This window comes from Mesorhizobium sp. GW821-FHT07A06 (genome assembly GCF_059419085.1).
Map to the genome: position 1 here is coordinate 124,566 of NZ_JBWKRC010000010.1, position 15,676 is coordinate 140,241.

A 15,676-nucleotide genomic window follows, 5' to 3' on the forward strand; every position below is an offset into this window, starting at 1 on the left:
GAACATGCCTGAACTCTTCCACCGAAAGATCGAACGCACGGCAATTGGCTTTGTCCTGGCTATCATCGCCGCTGCCAGCGTCGGCGGCCTTGTCGAGATCGCGCCGCTGTTCACCATCCACGAGACTGTCGAAGAGGCGCCCGACATGCGTCTCTACACGCCTTTGGAGCTCGCAGGCCGCAACATCTATGAACGAGAGGGCTGCTACGCCTGTCACAGCCAGATGATCCGCACCTTGCGTGACGATGTCGAGCGCTATGGGCCCTATTCGCTTGCGGTCGAATCCAAATACGATCACCCGATGCTTTGGGGCTCGAAGCGTACCGGCCCGGACCTGGCGCGCATTGGCGGCAAGTACTCTGATCTCTGGCAGGTGACGCACCTTATCAACCCGCGAGACGTGGTTCCGGAATCCAACATGCCGTCTTATCGGTTTCTCGCCCGCACTCCGCTGGAAACAGCCGATTTCGGCATGCAACTGGCGGCGATGCGTGAAGTCGGCGTACCCTATACCGACGATATGATCGCCAATGCGGCGAGGGATGCGCTTGGCCAGGCGACGCCCGACAGCGATTTCTCCGCGGGCGTCGTTGAACGCTATGGCGACAAGACCCAGGTGAGCGCCTTTGACGGCGTGACGACCGAACTCACCGAGATGGATGCGCTGGTGGCATATCTGCAAGTGCTCGGGCGCCTTACAGACGCTGCCTACAAGCAGACGGCCTCGGACCAAGCGCCGGGTTCATAGCAATGACGACGCAGAAGAGTACGCACGATGGACCACGATACGCTCGTCGCATTCTCTAAGAGTTGGGGCCTGTTTTACTTGATCGCATTTGCCATTGGCGTTTGCGTTTATGCGTTCTGGCCCTCAAACCGCAAGATGTTCGACGATGCCAAGAAGAAGATTCTCGATCGGGACGACACGCCATGGCAGTAGAGGAAATTGACGCCGCAAGCGGCCACGCGACCACGGGACACGAGTGGAACGGCATAAAGGAACTCGACATTCCGGTTCCGCGAGGCGTCCTGATGTTCCTCGTCGTCACGCACCTGTTCGCCGTGATCTGGTGGTTCGTGATGCCGACCTGGCCTTTGGGGACGACCTATACCAAAGGTCTGCTCAACACCGATCAGCGCAAGATCGTGGCGCAGAAGCTTGTCGAGGCGAACGCCGAGCGAGCATCATGGTCGGATGCTATAGCCAATTCGAGCTACGACGAAGTGCTGTCGAATCCGCGGTTGATGGACGTCGTAAGACAGACCGGCCACCGGCTCTTCGGCGACAATTGTGCGGCCTGCCATGGGCGGGATGGCAAAGGCGGCAAGAACTATCCCGACCTGACCGACCACGACTGGATCTGGGGCGGCGGCCCGGAAGCAATCGCACAGACGATCACGACGGGCGTCAATTCCAGCCATGCTGAAAGCCGGGTTTCGCAAATGCCGGCTTTTGGGCACGACGAGATGCTTGATCCCGCTCAGGTCAGGACCGTCGCGGCCTATGTCCATTCACTCAGCAATCCGGCTGACTCCACGCCCAAGACCATCGAAACGATCGAAGCGGGCAGGCAAGTCTTCCTGGCCACGTGCGTGGCCTGTCACGGCGAAAATGCCAAGGGCAATTCAGACCTTGGCGCGCCCAACCTGACCGACCAATCTTGGATATACGGCGGCGACCTTCAAAGCATTATCGCCACCATTCACGGCGGACGCCAGGGCCACATGCCAACTTGGGACAAGCGGCTTGGCCCCCTGCAAATCAAGATCCTTGCGCTCTATGTCTATTCGTTGGGGCTCGAGACTCCATGAAGAAAATGGCACTGGCGAAACCGAAACGATCACGCGGAAGTCCCCTCGTCTGGCTGCTTGTCCCAGCCGCAATGTTGCTTTTCGTCGGGGCGAACGCGCATCTGCTCTATGTTGCCTTCACTTCACAACCGGAATGCGTTTCGCATCTGAGGGCTCCCGACCCCTCGAGCGGCAGATTCAGAGCCGCCAATTCCGACTGTTGAAAAGACACGTGGGCCGCTCGCGAGGAAAGTATGATGACTGATGTCGACAAACGCTACGGCTTGCTGAACGAAGTCTCCAGCATCGAGGAAACCCGAAATCCACAGCGCCAGCGACATTTGCCGATGGGCGCCGCCTTCGGGTGGCTCGCGGCAGGCTGGCACGACCTCATGGTGAGGCCCGGCCCCAGCCTGGTCTACGGGTTCGCCGTCTTTGTCGTTTCGCTCGTCTTTATCTGGGCCATGTTCATGCTCGAATGGGATTACATTCTGTTTCCCGCCCTTGCCGGGTTCATGATTGTGGCGCCCGTTCTCGCCGTCGGACTCTATGAAAAGAGCCGAGCCATCGAAAACGGCGAGCAACCGACGCTTGGCGCGATGCTGCGGGTCAAGCCGCGGGCTGGTGCGCACATGTTTTTCACCGGTCTGCTGCTTTGCCTGCTGATGTTGTTGTGGATGCGGGCGGCGGTGCTCGTCTATGCCCTGTTTTTCGGCATCAGGCCGTTTCCCGGCCTTGATCACATCATCGGCGCACTTCTGACGAGCCCTATGGGATTGGCCATGATCGTCATCGGAACCTTGATCGGCGGGCTGTTCGCCGCCTTCGGTTTTGCGATCAGCGTCTTCTCCGTTCCGATGCTGCTGGACCAGCACACAGACGCGTTGACGGCCATGGCAACCAGCATGGCGATGGTCTGGAACAACCTTGTCCCCATGATCACGTGGGGAGCGATTGTGCTCGCCCTGTTTGCGGTGAGCGTCGGTACCGGTCTCGTCGCCCTGATCGTCGTCTTCCCGCTGTTGGGTCACGCCACCTGGCATGCCTATAAAGCCATTCGCTGAACCGGTCGGATCGCATGTCCTGCTGTTCACCAGCCGACGCCCGGCTCGAAGTTGAGACACTCCATTACGTAGTGACCGAGGAAATCCGGCTGGGCAGCCGGGACCTCGGCGACGGCACGCGTCAGACCGACCTTTCGGTTCCAGCCATGCACTGCGGAGCTTGCATGGCGGCGGTGGAAAAATCGCTCTCTTCGCTGGATGGGGTCATCAGCGCGCGCGTCAACCTCTCGATGAAACGTGCCGCCGTCCGCTGGCGCACGGCCGGAGATGCAGTTCCCGATCTGATCGGGGCGCTGGAGAGAATTGGGTACCGGGCGCACCTGTTTGCTCCCGGAGCCGAGGCGAAGGATGTCGAACTGCCCCGGCTTGTCAGGGCGATGGCGGTTGCTGGCTTCTGCAGCATGAACATCATGATGTTGTCGGTGTCCGTGTGGTTTGGCGCTGACGGACAAACGCGGCAAGCATTCCATATGGTTTCGGCCGCCTTGGCTCTTCCGGCAATCTTGTATTCCGGCCGCATTTTCTACCTGTCGGCGTGGGCGGCGTTGCGGCACCGTCGCACGAACATGGATGTTCCCATTTCGATCGGCGTGGCATTGGCATTTGGCCTGAGTCTTTACGACACCGCCCACAATGCGACGCACGCCTATTTCGACGCGGCAACGACCCTGCTGTTCTTTCTTCTGATCGGGCGCACGCTGGACCATATGATGCGTGAAAAGGCGCGTTCGGCGGTTTCCGGCCTGGCTCGGCTTTCGCCTCTCGGCGCAACACTCATCGATGCGGACGGCACTCGACGATACGTTCCAACGATGGCCGTCGAGCCCCCCGCGCTCCTGTTCATCGCTCCGGGCGACAGGATTCCGGTTGACGGCATCGTGGTGACGGGAAATTCTGAGCTAGACTCCTCGCTGGTTTCAGGAGAAAGCGCGCCCGTCCCTGCTGCGCCCGGCACGGCGGTGCAGGCCGGGCTCATGAACCTCACCGGCCCGCTCACTGTAAGTGCAACCGCACGCGCGCAAGACTCGTTTCTGGCACAGATGTTGAGGATGATGGAAGCCGCCGACGGGGGACGCGCGCGCTATCGCCGCATCGCCGACCGCGCTTCGGCATTGTACGCACCAATAGTCCACACTACCGCTGTGGCGTCTCTTCTTGGCTGGCTTTACGCGACTGGCGATTGGCACCTGTCGATATCCATTGCAATCTCCGTCCTCATCATAACCTGCCCTTGTGCGCTTGGACTTGCCGTTCCCATCGTTCAGGTTGTAGCCACGGGGCGCCTCTTCGAGCGGGGCATCATGGTCAAGGATGGCTCCGCGCTGGAACGTCTCGCCGAGGCGGATGCGGTCCTTTTCGATAAAACGGGAACGCTGACGCTGGGAACCCTGCGTCTGACCAATGTCGACGTGATCGCTCCGTCCGCCCTTGCCATTGGCGCTGCACTCGCGGCGGGATCACGCCATCCCGCGGCCAGGGCAATTATCGCGCAGGCCGCCGTTCGATCAATGCCCGCATTCTCCTTCGACGACCTCCAGGAGGTTCCCGGTCTTGGATTGGAAGGCTCTACGAAGGGCCATCGCTATCGTCTCGGCCGCGCCGGCTGGGCCCTTGGAAGGGAGTCGGAAGACGAAAAGTACTCGGCCATGGGCACCGTTTCTGTCCTGGCGAGGGACGGTCAGGGGCTAGCGACGTTCCTGTTTGAAGATCAGATACGCCCTGATGCGGCACAGACGGTCCGAGATTTGATGCGCGCCGGGATTGCCAGCGAGATCCTGTCAGGCGACCGTATTGCTGTCGCCAACGCTATCGCGAAACGCCTCGGTATCGATCGCGTTTCGGCTGAGCTCCTGCCCTTCGACAAAGTGGCGCGCGTCGCCGAGCTGGCTCGCCTCGGCAGAAAAGTCATGATGGTCGGCGACGGGCTGAATGACGCTCCAGCACTTGTCGCTGCCCATGTCTCGATGGCTCCGGCCACCGCTGCAGATGTCGGCCGCAGCGCCGCGGATTTCGTCTTCCTCAAGGAGAGCCTTTCAGCGGTCACCGAGGCACTGAGTGTCTCGCGCCGAGCCGGCTCGCTGATCCGGCAGAATTTTGCTCTCGCCATTGCCTACAACGCAATCGCGGTTCCGATAGCTGTTGCCGGCTCCGTAACCCCGTTCTTTGCTGCGCTGGCAATGTCGCTTTCCTCAATCTTGGTGATCGCCAACGCGACAAGATTAAGAGTCTCGCACGCTCCAGCGCCAGGACCTGAACATCCATCCTTCATGCGGTCATCGGTCCGGTTTGGCAACCGTCCATGAGCTACCTGGCCGTCCTCATTCCAGTTGCGATCCTGCTGGGTCTGGTCGGGCTTGGCGCATTCATGTGGACCTTGCGGTCGGGCCAGTATGACGATCTGGGCGGCGCAGCCGAACGGATCCTCTTCGATGACGATGACCGTCCCTAGAAAGCACGGCGAAACGCGCGTCCGGGCCGGCCGCACCAATGGAGGTGCCAGGATGGGATTGTCTAGTCTGGAGTAACGCCAGGGAGTCCAGATCGCCTGTGGCCCTGTCGGCGTACTCTTCCCAGATGGCGCGCCATGGCAAAAGTCTCGCTAGACTTCATGGCGATGGCATAAGGCTGCTTCTTCGCTTCTTCTTGCCCCACGTATCGAGTTTCTGCCATTCGAAATCGCCGTCAACCGGCACTAGGCAGCGGCGTAGGCCTTGCGAAACATGCCATTGGGGGCGATGGCCCCCACTTGGCCGACACGAACCCTGCCATGCTTGTCGAGACTTGGCGCACCGGAAAAGCCATTTCCCATGCGTTCGATATTACAGGCAAATTCGAACCGCCATTCGATTTGACGAAGACGCGTCCGCACATTTTAGACAAGGCTCACTCATCACGTCAGGGAGGCCAAAACGTGAACCCATTCGGGTAGTGCTTCGTGTTTAGCGAGTGCTAAATACGGGGAGCGGCATAACCCCCGATCAACAACGCCGACCGACGCGGCCAATGTTGTCTCACCGGCATCCGCGTCGGTCATTTTCTCTGGGCTGTCCCTGCTATTCCCCTGCACAGAGGCATCGCTATAGCCAAAGCGTCCTCTATCTATCACTTTGGCCGGTGCTTCCAGCCCCTCCATGACCTTGTGTAGCGCCATGGTGGCGGCTGCTAGGTGGTCCTCTAGCTTGCCGTTGTCGTTGGCAATGTCGGCTGGCACTGGCGGCTTCATGACGAGAGTATGCGGCTTGCAACTGGTTGGTGCTATAGCCGACTGACCGGGCCGGCGAACTACCCGGCGCGCCTGACCAAGTCCTAGCGGTACGACCGTATCTCAGCCAGCAACATTGCTTCGTCGATAATGTCGCGCTGCAATGCCATCACCACGTTAGAAGCAAGCATTTCGCCATCTTCCGGCCTGAGGAAAGAAAACCACGACATTGAAACCGTCCCATTGGGGCACCAATGACGATCTGAAATTTTAGCGCTGACTGGATTTCCAGCGGATTGTGAGACCGGATTTCGCCAAGGCTAAAAAGGAACGTAGGGAGAACGCGGCTACGGCGCCGGCTTTCTGGTGCCGCCTCGGTGTTTCGCGGGATCCGGCTCCATATCAGGTGCTTCGGCAGAAAGACATCAACTTTGGGCGGCTAGGCACGGCTTTCCGTTGCCGCAAACCGCGGGAACAGGATGTTGTTCTCCAGGTGGATGTGCTCCATCAGGTCCTCGGCAAGCTGGGCCGTGCCGACGTACAGCGCCTGCCAGGAGCGGCAGGCTCCGTCGGGCGTGGCGAAGTCGTCGGTGAGGCTTTCGAGGAGCCGAAGCAAGGTGCCCTGGTCATCGTGCTCGTGCCGCAGTTCCGAAATCGGGATATCGAACTTGCCTTTGGCCCACTGCCGCATTGCCGGAAACAGAATAGCCTCTTCCTTGGCCATGTGCCGCTCCAGGTCGCTCTGCATCTGCCGTAACGCATCGGAAAGGCCGACCGGCACCTTCGGATGCTCGCGATGCACCGCCTCAACCTTACGCGACAGGGCGATGAGCTCGGGCAGAGCGCGGCGGTGCGCCTCGTGGTAGCAGGCTTCGATGTGGTCGATCAGTTCATCGCTGTCCATCGCAGCTGGCGCGGTTGTGTCCCCGGCGCCGGTACCAAGCGCCTCCAACGCGCGCTCTAGCTCGTCGGGATCGACACCGCGCCGGTGCGCGGCGCCATCAAGGGTGAGATCGCCGTTGCAGCAGAAGTCGATCTTGAATTTGCGGAAAACGGCGGTGGCGCCAGGCAGCGTAGCGGCTATGTCGCCGACGCTGCGTTCCCATAAAGCTGGACCCAGGGGTTGGGTATTCATGACGAAGCTCCATGCATGTTCAACACAACGGCTTTGAAACTCAGAGCGGGCTCATTCGACGCAACGCACCGTCGCGAGGACGAAATGGTGTCAACCGTTAGACCATGAATTACCCAGATAAGGTCCGAAGTCTTTGCGCTGGAACAAAGAGGATCAAATGCCTTCCCTTGAAGGAGTAAAACCGCAGCGTCTTTCGGCGCGTTCCGGATGTCTCGCATTCCTGAGTGGCTGTTTGTCTGCCAATTGCCTGTCGAAGTAACGGAAGCACACGCAGGTGCACAGCTAGGGGACTATGTCGGGCTTTCACTGCGCAGTACCTTCAAAATCCTAAAGCAGATCAGCAAGCTGCCGGCATCATCCTCCCCGCGGGAAGCCTGAGTACGTGCGGCGCGGTTGAGTTCAGGGCATTTAGTTTCATGAATATGGCTATTTCCTCAAGTTCGAATACGTACGTGTCTCAAAGCTCAGACGGTTCCGACGCGTCGCAACTTACTTGAGATAACGGCCAGGAATCATCTCGCTGTCGTCACCCTAGCTGCTACGATCCTATGGATCAGATAACGGTCCACAACTCCAAATCTAAAGGCCATGTCGGCGCTACATCATTCAAACATCGCCGGGTCTGCAACAATCGGGCCGGCGCCGATCAGCTCGAGACAGTAAGGCACGGCAGGAAAAACGGCGTTCAGGCACACGTCGATCGAAGTCGGTTTACCGGGCAGGTTTATGATCAGCGAACGGCCGCGCACCCCAGCGGTCTGACGTGAAAGAATCGCAGTGCGGACCTGGCGCAAGCTGGCCTGCCGCATGAGTTCGCCAAAGCCGGGAAGCTCCTTGGTGATGACCTGCTGCATGGCCTCTGGGGTAAGGTCCCTCGGAGATGGACCGGTCCCTCCAGTCGTCAGGATCAGATCAACGCCGCATTGGTCGCAAAGCTCGATGAGCACATCCCGGACACTTTCCACGCCGTCAGCGACTAGGCGACGGATGACAACGCACGGCAATGCCACGACACGTCGAAGCCAGCGCTCGATTGCTGGACCGCCAAGATCCTCGTAGTCGCCGCGGCTTGCACGGTCTGACACCGTGACGATTGCAATCTGGGTCATTTTTCCGTTCCAGACCCGGCTTCAGATCGAAGGGGCTGCCTGCCAGCCGGGCTTGCCATGGGCGTATCCATCGACGAGCGTGCTGGGCAGATCGAGGCACGAGAGGATGAAGCGGGCGGCCTTGGGATCCTCTCTCCCATCGGCGAGCGCTCTATAGGTCTTCGCCACCTCGACCATGTCGCATGTGTGCGGAGACAGGCGGATACGCCGGACGCTTCTGGAGGTGAGATCCGCCGGTGCGGGGCAGAAGGCCTGCACCTGGTTGGAGAGCGTCTGCACGCCATTGATCGCGAGGAACTGCTGGTCGTCAAGCGTGTCCACGGCAAGACCATCCGGGTCTCGTTCGCAGGTAAACTGACAGGAATCCTTGTGCAGGCCGTGGAGGCGCGCGTGATAACATCGGCCGGAAAGCGCTAGCGGCAGCCGACCGAAGACGAAAATCTCGAATTCCGCCTCGGGACATGCGCCGGCCATGGCGCCGACCGCGGCGAGCGACAATTCCACGGGCGGGCATATCGTCGTGGCACCGCGCTGGATCAGGAACCGCGCGGAAGCCTCATTGTAGACGTTCATGAACGGACCGGTCACGAAGGGCTTGCCGGAGCGTGAGGGCAGGGCGGCGACATCGTTGATCTCGACCAGCCGCTCGTCGGTGCAGAGGTCCGCGATGCTTCTGCGTTCTCGAACGGTTGCCGGCGCCGCCAGCGTGGACAGCACCACTTCCTTTCCCGCACGCTCGAGGCGTTCGATGATCTCGGGCCATGCCGGGTCCGAAAACGGCATCCGCTTGCCACATACGACTTCGCCGACATGGACGCGGTCGATCGGAGCCTCGTCTGCTATCCTGCGGTAGAAGTCCAAGAGGCGGTCGGGCGACCAGTGGAAGAAAACCGGCCCAAGCGTCAACGCAATTGCGGACAAGGTGCTATCTCCACTTCTTGCTGTACGCTCCTGCCGTCTGCCGGGAACCTTCCGACTGGCCAGCAAGAATCCGATCGATCTCGATCGCGTCGCCACCTTGCTCGACGGCGTCAACGGCCTTCCGGAAGGCACGGACCACTTCCGTCACGTAACCTTTGCCACGCTGGCGTCCTTCGATCTTCAAGGCGGTTACGCCGGCGGCTTTCAATCCGGCAATCATCCCGCCGGCGTTCAGGCTGACGGGATCCTCGAACAAATAGGAGGTCTTGCCGACGGCCTTGAATTTGCCCTTGCACAATGTGGGGTAGCCCACTGGCTCGACAGGCTCGTAGCGGTCGATCGTGAACCCTGAAAGCCGCGCCGCCGTGCTGTTCGGCTCGTCGTCGTAACTCACCATTTCGGGTGGCGAACAGACGCCATTCAGATTTGGCGATTTTCCTGTCGCGTATGAAGAGAGATAGCAGCGGCCTTCGATCATCACGCAAAGGCCGCCGAACACGAATGCTTCCGTTTCCACGTCGATCGCACGGTTGAGCGCCGCGATCTCCTGAACCGAAAGCACCCTCGGCAGGACGACGCGACGGATGCCGAAACTGGTCGCGTAGAATCCGATTGCCTCCGGCGTCGCGGCCGCCGCCTGCACGGAGAGATGAAGACGAACTTGCTTATGGTTTTTCGCGACGTGATCGAGGACGGCGATGTCCGCCGCGATGATCGCGTTTGCACCGCATTCGGCCGCCGTGTCCGCGGCCTTCTTCCACAGGTCGACATCATTGACCCGCGCGAAGGTGTTGATAGCGACCAGAACCTTGCTGCCGTGGTCATGCGCGAAGCGGACGCCCTCGGCCAGTTCTTCCCCGGAGAAGTTGAGTCCCGGGAAATTCCGGGCATTCGTCTCGTCGCGAAATCCGCAATAGACTGCGTCCGCGCCTGCCTGGACGGCTGCCCTCAACGTGGCAGGGGTTCCGGCCGGGCAGACAAGTTCCATGGGTCCGCTTGTCATGCCTCTGGTGCCTTGCGTCTGGAGTTGCGATCGGCCATTTGGCGCGCGACATTCAGCGCACCGAGAACTCCCGTATCGACAAGACGAGCCAGTGCGCCGCGCAAGCCGAGCAGATCCGCCGGGCGAAGCTCGGCATCCTCGATCGTGTTCCTCAGCGCGAGCACCGCCTCCGTGCGGCCGCTGATCGAGATGATCCGGCTGAAGAAAAGCGCGTCGCCATCGAGCGTGCCGTCGAGCAGGCTCAACAGTGTCAGAATAGGTCCCCTGATCTGGACGCTTGATGTCGCGGCCTCACTTTTCCTAACGACACGAACGATCGAGCGCTCCGCGTCCGGCACGACGGTAAATGCGAAGGCGAGGTCGATCGGGTCGATGAAATAGCAAGCTGTTCGATGTTCGCCGAGGCGGTCGAACAATCGAGGCTGTCGCCCCGCCAAAGAGCGCAAGGACAGCGTGAGCAGCGGCCCGAGTGGCAAGCCGGCGAAGGCCGGGAAAAGATGGCGAGCAACCGCCGGCAATCTCGGTTCGGTGTTTCCCGTCACCATTCAGTGCATCCTGTCCATATGGGGGCGCTCAAGCGGATTTCGCGGCGGATTACGTGCTGCGTCCGTTCTCGAGCAGATCCGCGAAATTCTGGCTTTTCGGGCAGAAATCCTGATAGTGGCTTTCGAAATCGAAGGCGGCCAGGTGGTCATGACACTGGCGGCGATGCGGGCAGGTGATGCAGGTGCGTGCCATGAAACCGTGCGCTTGCAGCGATTGAAAACTGTCCGGATCGATGCCGGCTGAACGCATCGCCGAAGAAAGCAGGTCTTCCGAGGCGTATGGCAACCGCATGGCATCGTCGAATTCGCCTGGCGACAGACCGATGTCATTCAGAATGCCCGTGCACTCATCAATACCCATTGCCCAAAATTCTCTTGTCGCTGCCTTGCTCCGCCGGCGGTCCGCGAGAAGGGAAATTACGGACCGCCAAGCTTCGACAGTTTCGCTAATCAGATTGCCGGCCATGTGAAATCCCTTTGCCTCGATCGCCTTCCTCGGAAATGATGTGAGAAGGGAAAATAGAGGGGACGGATCGTTCGCTCTTTGCGCAAGCGCAAAGTTCTTCGTCAGCCCTGATGGCAAAATTAATCGCCGACGGACCGGTCGGGCCGGATTTCGCCATGCATCACCGCTGCCTTCCCTCGTTTTCAGATCTCGACTCATTCCTTTCGTTCCTCGATCGGAACGGGCAGCTTCGTGAGGTTGGCGTGCCTGTTTCGACAAGGCTCGAACTGACCGAGATACACAGGCGCGTGATTGCCTCGAAAGGTCCGGCGCTCCGCCTGACCACGCCCATCGACGACCACGGCGTCAGGTCAGCCTTTCCAGTCGTCGCAAATCTTTTCGGCACCCGGGAACGTGTAGCCTGGGGCCTTGGCACCGACCTTCCTGGGCTGGAAACCCTCGGCGCGCTTCTTGCGTGGATGAGATCGCCTCGGGCTCCACGGAACCTTCACCAGGCCCGACAGATGCTGCCGGTGGCGCGCGGAGCCTTCGCGGCGCGGCCGAAGATCGTTTCCCCGCCCGGAGAGTGGCGGGAGGCCGATCCGGATTTTTCGCTTCTTCCCGTCCAGACTTGTTGGCCAGGAGACGCCGGCCCCCTCATAACATGGCCCGTGGTTATCACTCGCCCACCTGGTGAGGACGATCCGAGCACATACAATCTGGGCGTATATCGCATGCAGGTGCTTGCTCGTGATCGTGCCATCATACGATGGCTGCCCATGCGAGGTGGCGCCGCCCACCATCGCATGTGGCAGGCGCGGGGCCTCGAGATGCCGGTGGCGGTTATCATCGGGCGGACCCCGCCACGTTGATCGCGTCAGTGATGCCGGCGCCCGAAGGCGTGTCCGAGCTGGCCCTGTCCGGGATGATCAACAATCGCCGAGTCGGATTGGCGCCCTGCAAGAGCATCATGCTTCATGCGCCAACCAGTGCGGAAATCGTGCTTGAAGGTGTCGTCTCTCCAACAGAAACGGCGTTGGAGGGGCCCTTCGGCGACCACACCGGATATTACAACGCGCCGGAACGATACCCCGTATTCAACCTCAAGCGCGTTCGCGTCCGTGACGGGGCAAATTACCTGACCACGTTCACCGGGCACGCGCCCGACGAGCCCTCGGTCCTCGGCGAGGCGCTGCTCGACGTTTACAAGCCGCTCCTGCGCCAACAAATACCGGAAATCCTCGACGTGTGGCTTCCGCCGGAAGCCTGCTCCTACAGGATTGCCGTTATCTCGATCGCCAAGAAATATGCCGGACAGGCCAGGCGCGTGATGATGGGGTTCTGGTCCCTGCTGCCGCAGTTCTCGATGACCAAGATGATCGTCGTGGTGGATGACGACATCGACATTCGATCATGGCCGGACGTGATGTGGGCGGTCGCCACCCGCATGGATCCCTCGCGCGATCTGATGCAGGTGGATCGGACCCCTATCGACCAGCTCGATTTCGCGTCACCGCTCGAGGGGCTTGGGGGAAAGATCGGTCTCGATGCGACGCGCAAGATTGGATCGGAGACCTCTCGCGAATGGGGAAAGGAGCTGACCATGTCAGCCGATATCGAGGAGCAGGTATCCCAACGATGGAACGAGTTTTTTTCGCAAGCGACCGCTCAGGGGCAAGAATGACCAAACGGCTGATAATCGGTGTCACCGGTGCATCCGGCTCCGTGCTCGCGCTGGAAACCATCCGTCAACTGGTCAGGGCCGGGGTGGAGACGCATCTCGTCGTTTCCAAGGGCGCGCGATTGACCGTCGCCCATGACCTCGGCGTCGACGGCCTTGCCCAACTGACGTCTGTCGCCAACCACGCATATTCCTATCACGACCTGGCCGCACCCATTGCCAGCGGCTCTTTCAGAACGGATGGCATGATCGTCGTTCCCTGTTCGATGCGGACCTTGGCGGCGATGGCGCATGGGTTGGGCGACAACCTTCTTACAAGGGCCGCGGATGTCGTCCTGAAGGAAAAGCGCCGGCTGGTAATCGTGCCGCGCGAGGCGCCACTCCACGAAGGGCACCTTGACGCGATGCTCAGGCTCGCCCGGATGGGGGCGATCATCGCGCCGCCAGTGCCGCCATTCTACGTCAAGCTTGCCTCGATCGAGGAAATGGTGGTCGAGATGGCTGCCCGGCTGGTTGGCTGGGCGGGCGTGGACCCTGGCGACAAGCTGACACGCTGGGGCGGAGATAAGGTCAGCGTCGGATAAGCTTCATGGATGCGCACTTTGAGCGCCCTCATTCCAGGATCGTAATGACCCGGTATCAGGCAGGCGAAGTCCAACTGGCCGGGGATTGGCTGCAGCCCTCACAAGTTCTTGCGGCCGACCGCCTAGGGCCCCGTCTGCAGCGGGGACAAACTGAGTTGCCGCATCGAAAATGCGCCTTCCTTTGCGGTGTTCGCGATGTCGTCGAACAGGAGCGCGACATCCAGGTAGACGCTACGGTCTCGTTCGGCAGCCCCCATTTCGTCAAGGTCCTGCAGGAAGAAGAGAATGGCTTCGATGCGTTCGCGTTGGCCGCGGGCATTGGCGAGATGTTCGCGGGCGATCCGTCGGATCTCCAGAGCCGCAAATCGTGCCAACGTCTCGTCGAGCCTGGAACGGCACTCACAATCCAGCTGGGCGTCGTTGATCAAGATTGCCAGCCGGCCGAAAAAGGCCATGTCGGCAAAGCGCCGGATGCCGTCGTCAATGCTATTCGATGGAACGTTCTGCTTCATATCTTGTTCGCTCCTATGCCGAGGCCAATCACAATCCTGCCGGCGCGTCCGATCGAGCTGTTGGCGCGGCGCGCGGGAAGACGTTTCGCGGCCGATTGCACAACGGATAGAGCGGCGCCGTCTTATCCACCGATCCGGTCTCGAAAACTGGTCTTGACTATAGTCACCCGTTTTGAAGCCTGTTTGCGTTTGAGCAAATACGGAGATCGATCACCCACGCTATTGCCTTCGGATCGGCTTTTTTCGATCGTCGTTCTTGCGAACGGCGAAGCAGAACGAGGATCTCGTGTCAGCCATCCCCGTGGAGGAATTGTTGCATGGCGACTGACGGGAGTGCGCTCGCTTTCGATGCGAAGCGGATGCCGGCGCCGTTTCGGCCATTTTTTCTTATCGCCGGGTTGGACGCGATCTTAGGCGCGGCGGTCTGGCTGCCCTCAGCGTTCGGAATACAGGCCATCAGTCCGACCGCGATTTCTCCCGGCGATTGGCATCGTGACGTGCTTCTGTTCGGGATGGTCCCAGCCATCCTGACTGGTTTTTTGTTGACGGCGCTGCCCCGATGGACAGGACGCGGGGCGGTGTCGCCGCTCACCACGCGTTTGCTGGTCGCTCTATGGCTATCCAGCCGGGGGACTTTCCTATTCCTGTCGCATTCGGCCGGACTTGCCCTCTCGGCGCTGTTGGTCCTGACACTCCTCTTGATCGCGGCGGGACATGTGATCGCCAGCCGGGACCGCCGCAACCTGAAGATAGTGTTTCTGCTGCTTATCTTCGGTGGCAGCAACGTGCTCACGGCAGCGTCCTACCAGGTAGAATTTGCACTGCGACTAGCCTTGGCTTCGATCATCGGCCTCCTCATGATCATCGGAGGACGGGTCGTGCCGGCTTTGACCATGGCGTACGTCGAAAGCGCCGGCGGCCGGATCTTCATCTACCGCTCCGCTGTTTTGGAGTACGCGGCAGCGGCCGTGGCAGCATGCGCCCTTGGTTCGTGGGTTGTCGCGCCGCAGGCGCAATTCACCGGCCTTGCCTGCGCCCTTGCCGCCTGCAGTCAGGTGATGCGGGTCGCCCAGTGGAAGGGATGGCGGATGGTGGCGTCGTCGTCAGTTCTCGCTCTTCATATCGGGTACGGCTGGATCACCGTCGGTTTCGGGCTTCTGGCGATCGACATTTTCGCGCCTGCAAGGCTTGGGCAGGCGGCTGCCGTTCATGCCTGGACGATCGGCGCCATCGGCACGATGGCTCTCGCCATCATGGCGAGCATGATCCGCAAGCACAGCCGTCGCGCCTTCGAGACATCGGTCCCGGCGACAGGTGCGTTCGTAGCGATGACAATTTGCTGCCTGTCGCGCCTCTTGGTCGAATTGCTGCCCGTCTACGGCATCGCTTTAACGAGCCTTGCGGGTACGTTGTGGGTCGTCGCCTTCGCCCTGTTCCTGGTGGCCTTCCGTCGAATGCTCATACTACGGGCGTGAGACGCCCGAGCTACCAGATCCGGAAGAGCAATCGGTCAGCAGCATCGCCTGGCGGGTAGGAAGAGGAGGGGGGGCGAGCAACTGGCGGCCTCGCTGTCGACCGCAGTCATCCCGCCAGCAGATGCTGTGAATCGGCTTGAATCGGCGCGCCAATTGAATGACAAACTATTGAATTACCACTGACAGGTGGGCGGCATATCAACCGCAGC

Annotated in this window: 16 protein-coding genes and 2 pseudogenes; 10 read left to right on the plus strand and 8 right to left on the minus strand. The window is 60.6% G+C overall.

Features of this window, described 5'->3' with window-relative positions:
- The first annotated feature begins 4 nt into the window (after window positions 1-4).
- The 6 genes from ccoO (at window position 5) to ccoS (ending at window position 5,304) form a co-directional block, all read left to right on the plus strand.
- Window positions 5-748, plus strand: coding sequence for a cytochrome-c oxidase, cbb3-type subunit II (gene ccoO / locus AC07SZ_RS26590; protein WP_019863805.1), 744 nt, complete (start codon window positions 5-7; stop codon window positions 746-748).
- A gap of 27 nt (window positions 749-775) precedes the next feature.
- Window positions 776-940: a CcoQ/FixQ family Cbb3-type cytochrome c oxidase assembly chaperone gene (locus AC07SZ_RS26595; RefSeq protein ID WP_019863804.1), complete on the plus strand. Its 165-nt coding sequence runs from the start codon at window positions 776-778 to the stop codon at window positions 938-940.
- A complete protein-coding gene (ccoP, locus tag AC07SZ_RS26600) occupies window positions 931-1,812 on the plus strand; it encodes a cytochrome-c oxidase, cbb3-type subunit III (RefSeq protein ID WP_019863802.1) in 882 nt (293 codons plus the stop codon). Before AC07SZ_RS26595 ends, ccoP begins: the two co-directional genes overlap by 10 nt.
- Before the next feature lie 236 nt (window positions 1,813-2,048).
- Window positions 2,049-2,855, plus strand: coding sequence for a DUF2189 domain-containing protein (locus AC07SZ_RS26605; protein ID WP_019863801.1), 807 nt, complete (start codon window positions 2,049-2,051; stop codon window positions 2,853-2,855).
- Window positions 2,856-2,869: 14 nt separating this feature from the next.
- Complete coding sequence (locus AC07SZ_RS26610; protein WP_019863800.1) at window positions 2,870-5,158, plus strand: heavy metal translocating P-type ATPase; 2,289 nt, start codon at window positions 2,870-2,872, stop codon at window positions 5,156-5,158.
- Window positions 5,155-5,304 (plus strand): cbb3-type cytochrome oxidase assembly protein CcoS, encoded by a 150-nt coding sequence (gene ccoS, locus AC07SZ_RS26615; protein WP_019863799.1) that lies wholly within the window; start codon window positions 5,155-5,157, stop codon window positions 5,302-5,304. The genes AC07SZ_RS26610 and ccoS overlap by 4 nt, the downstream gene beginning before the upstream one ends.
- A gap of 441 nt (window positions 5,305-5,745) precedes the next feature.
- Here the strand turns inward: ccoS and AC07SZ_RS26620 are convergent, their stop codons facing one another.
- Complete coding sequence (locus AC07SZ_RS26620; protein ID WP_019863797.1) at window positions 5,746-6,078, minus strand: hypothetical protein; 333 nt, start codon at window positions 6,076-6,078, stop codon at window positions 5,746-5,748.
- A gap of 418 nt (window positions 6,079-6,496) precedes the next feature.
- Window positions 6,497-7,192 carry an iron-sulfur cluster repair di-iron protein gene (gene ric / locus AC07SZ_RS26625; RefSeq protein WP_019863795.1) on the minus strand — a complete coding sequence of 232 codons (696 nt, stop codon included), beginning with the start codon at window positions 7,190-7,192 and terminating at the stop codon, window positions 6,497-6,499.
- Between the two features lie 457 nt (window positions 7,193-7,649).
- Here ric and AC07SZ_RS26630 point away from each other — a divergent pair.
- Window positions 7,650-7,753: pseudogene (locus AC07SZ_RS26630) on the plus strand (IS5/IS1182 family transposase); the annotation flags it as partial.
- Between the two features lie 41 nt (window positions 7,754-7,794).
- Here AC07SZ_RS26630 and mog read toward each other — a convergent pair.
- From mog to AC07SZ_RS26655, 5 genes are read right to left on the minus strand one after another with little or no spacing between them, the layout of a single operon-like run.
- On the minus strand, window positions 7,795-8,301 hold the full coding sequence (mog, locus tag AC07SZ_RS26635) for a molybdopterin adenylyltransferase (protein WP_027047884.1): 507 nt from the start codon (window positions 8,299-8,301) through the stop codon (window positions 7,795-7,797).
- 21 nt (window positions 8,302-8,322) lie between these two features.
- The gene (gene ubiV / locus AC07SZ_RS26640; RefSeq protein ID WP_027047883.1) at window positions 8,323-9,222 is read right to left on the minus strand and encodes a ubiquinone anaerobic biosynthesis protein UbiV; all 900 of its coding nucleotides are present in this window, start codon (window positions 9,220-9,222) and stop codon (window positions 8,323-8,325) included.
- Window positions 9,223-9,226: 4 nt separating this feature from the next.
- Entirely contained in the window at window positions 9,227-10,225 is a 999-nt protein-coding gene (gene ubiU, locus AC07SZ_RS26645; protein WP_027047882.1) for a ubiquinone anaerobic biosynthesis protein UbiU, read from the minus strand.
- Window positions 10,222-10,770 (minus strand): ubiquinone anaerobic biosynthesis accessory factor UbiT, encoded by a 549-nt coding sequence (gene ubiT / locus AC07SZ_RS26650; protein ID WP_019863791.1) that lies wholly within the window; start codon window positions 10,768-10,770, stop codon window positions 10,222-10,224. The genes ubiU and ubiT overlap by 4 nt, the downstream gene beginning before the upstream one ends.
- Window positions 10,771-10,819: 49 nt before the next feature.
- The gene (locus AC07SZ_RS26655; RefSeq protein ID WP_236952542.1) at window positions 10,820-11,434 is read right to left on the minus strand and encodes a hypothetical protein; all 615 of its coding nucleotides are present in this window, start codon (window positions 11,432-11,434) and stop codon (window positions 10,820-10,822) included.
- On the opposite strand from AC07SZ_RS26655, the pseudogene AC07SZ_RS26660 reads away from it, so the two are divergent.
- Both AC07SZ_RS26660 and AC07SZ_RS26665 read left to right on the plus strand, forming a co-directional pair.
- A pseudogene (locus AC07SZ_RS26660) lies at window positions 11,392-12,899 on the plus strand (UbiD family decarboxylase). The gene AC07SZ_RS26655 and the pseudogene AC07SZ_RS26660 overlap by 43 nt on opposite strands.
- Window positions 12,896-13,480, plus strand: a complete 585-nt coding sequence (locus AC07SZ_RS26665; protein ID WP_019863789.1) for a UbiX family flavin prenyltransferase — start codon at window positions 12,896-12,898, stop codon at window positions 13,478-13,480. The pseudogene AC07SZ_RS26660 and the gene AC07SZ_RS26665 overlap by 4 nt, the downstream one beginning before the upstream one ends.
- A gap of 122 nt (window positions 13,481-13,602) precedes the next feature.
- Here AC07SZ_RS26665 and AC07SZ_RS26670 read toward each other — a convergent pair whose 3' ends face one another.
- The gene (locus AC07SZ_RS26670; protein WP_019863787.1) at window positions 13,603-13,992 is read right to left on the minus strand and encodes a hypothetical protein; all 390 of its coding nucleotides are present in this window, start codon (window positions 13,990-13,992) and stop codon (window positions 13,603-13,605) included.
- 317 nt (window positions 13,993-14,309) lie between these two features.
- On the opposite strand from AC07SZ_RS26670, the gene AC07SZ_RS26675 reads away from it, so the two are divergent.
- Complete coding sequence (locus AC07SZ_RS26675) at window positions 14,310-15,467, plus strand: NnrS family protein (RefSeq protein ID WP_019863786.1); 1,158 nt, start codon at window positions 14,310-14,312, stop codon at window positions 15,465-15,467.
- The last annotated feature ends 209 nt before the right edge of the window (window positions 15,468-15,676 follow it).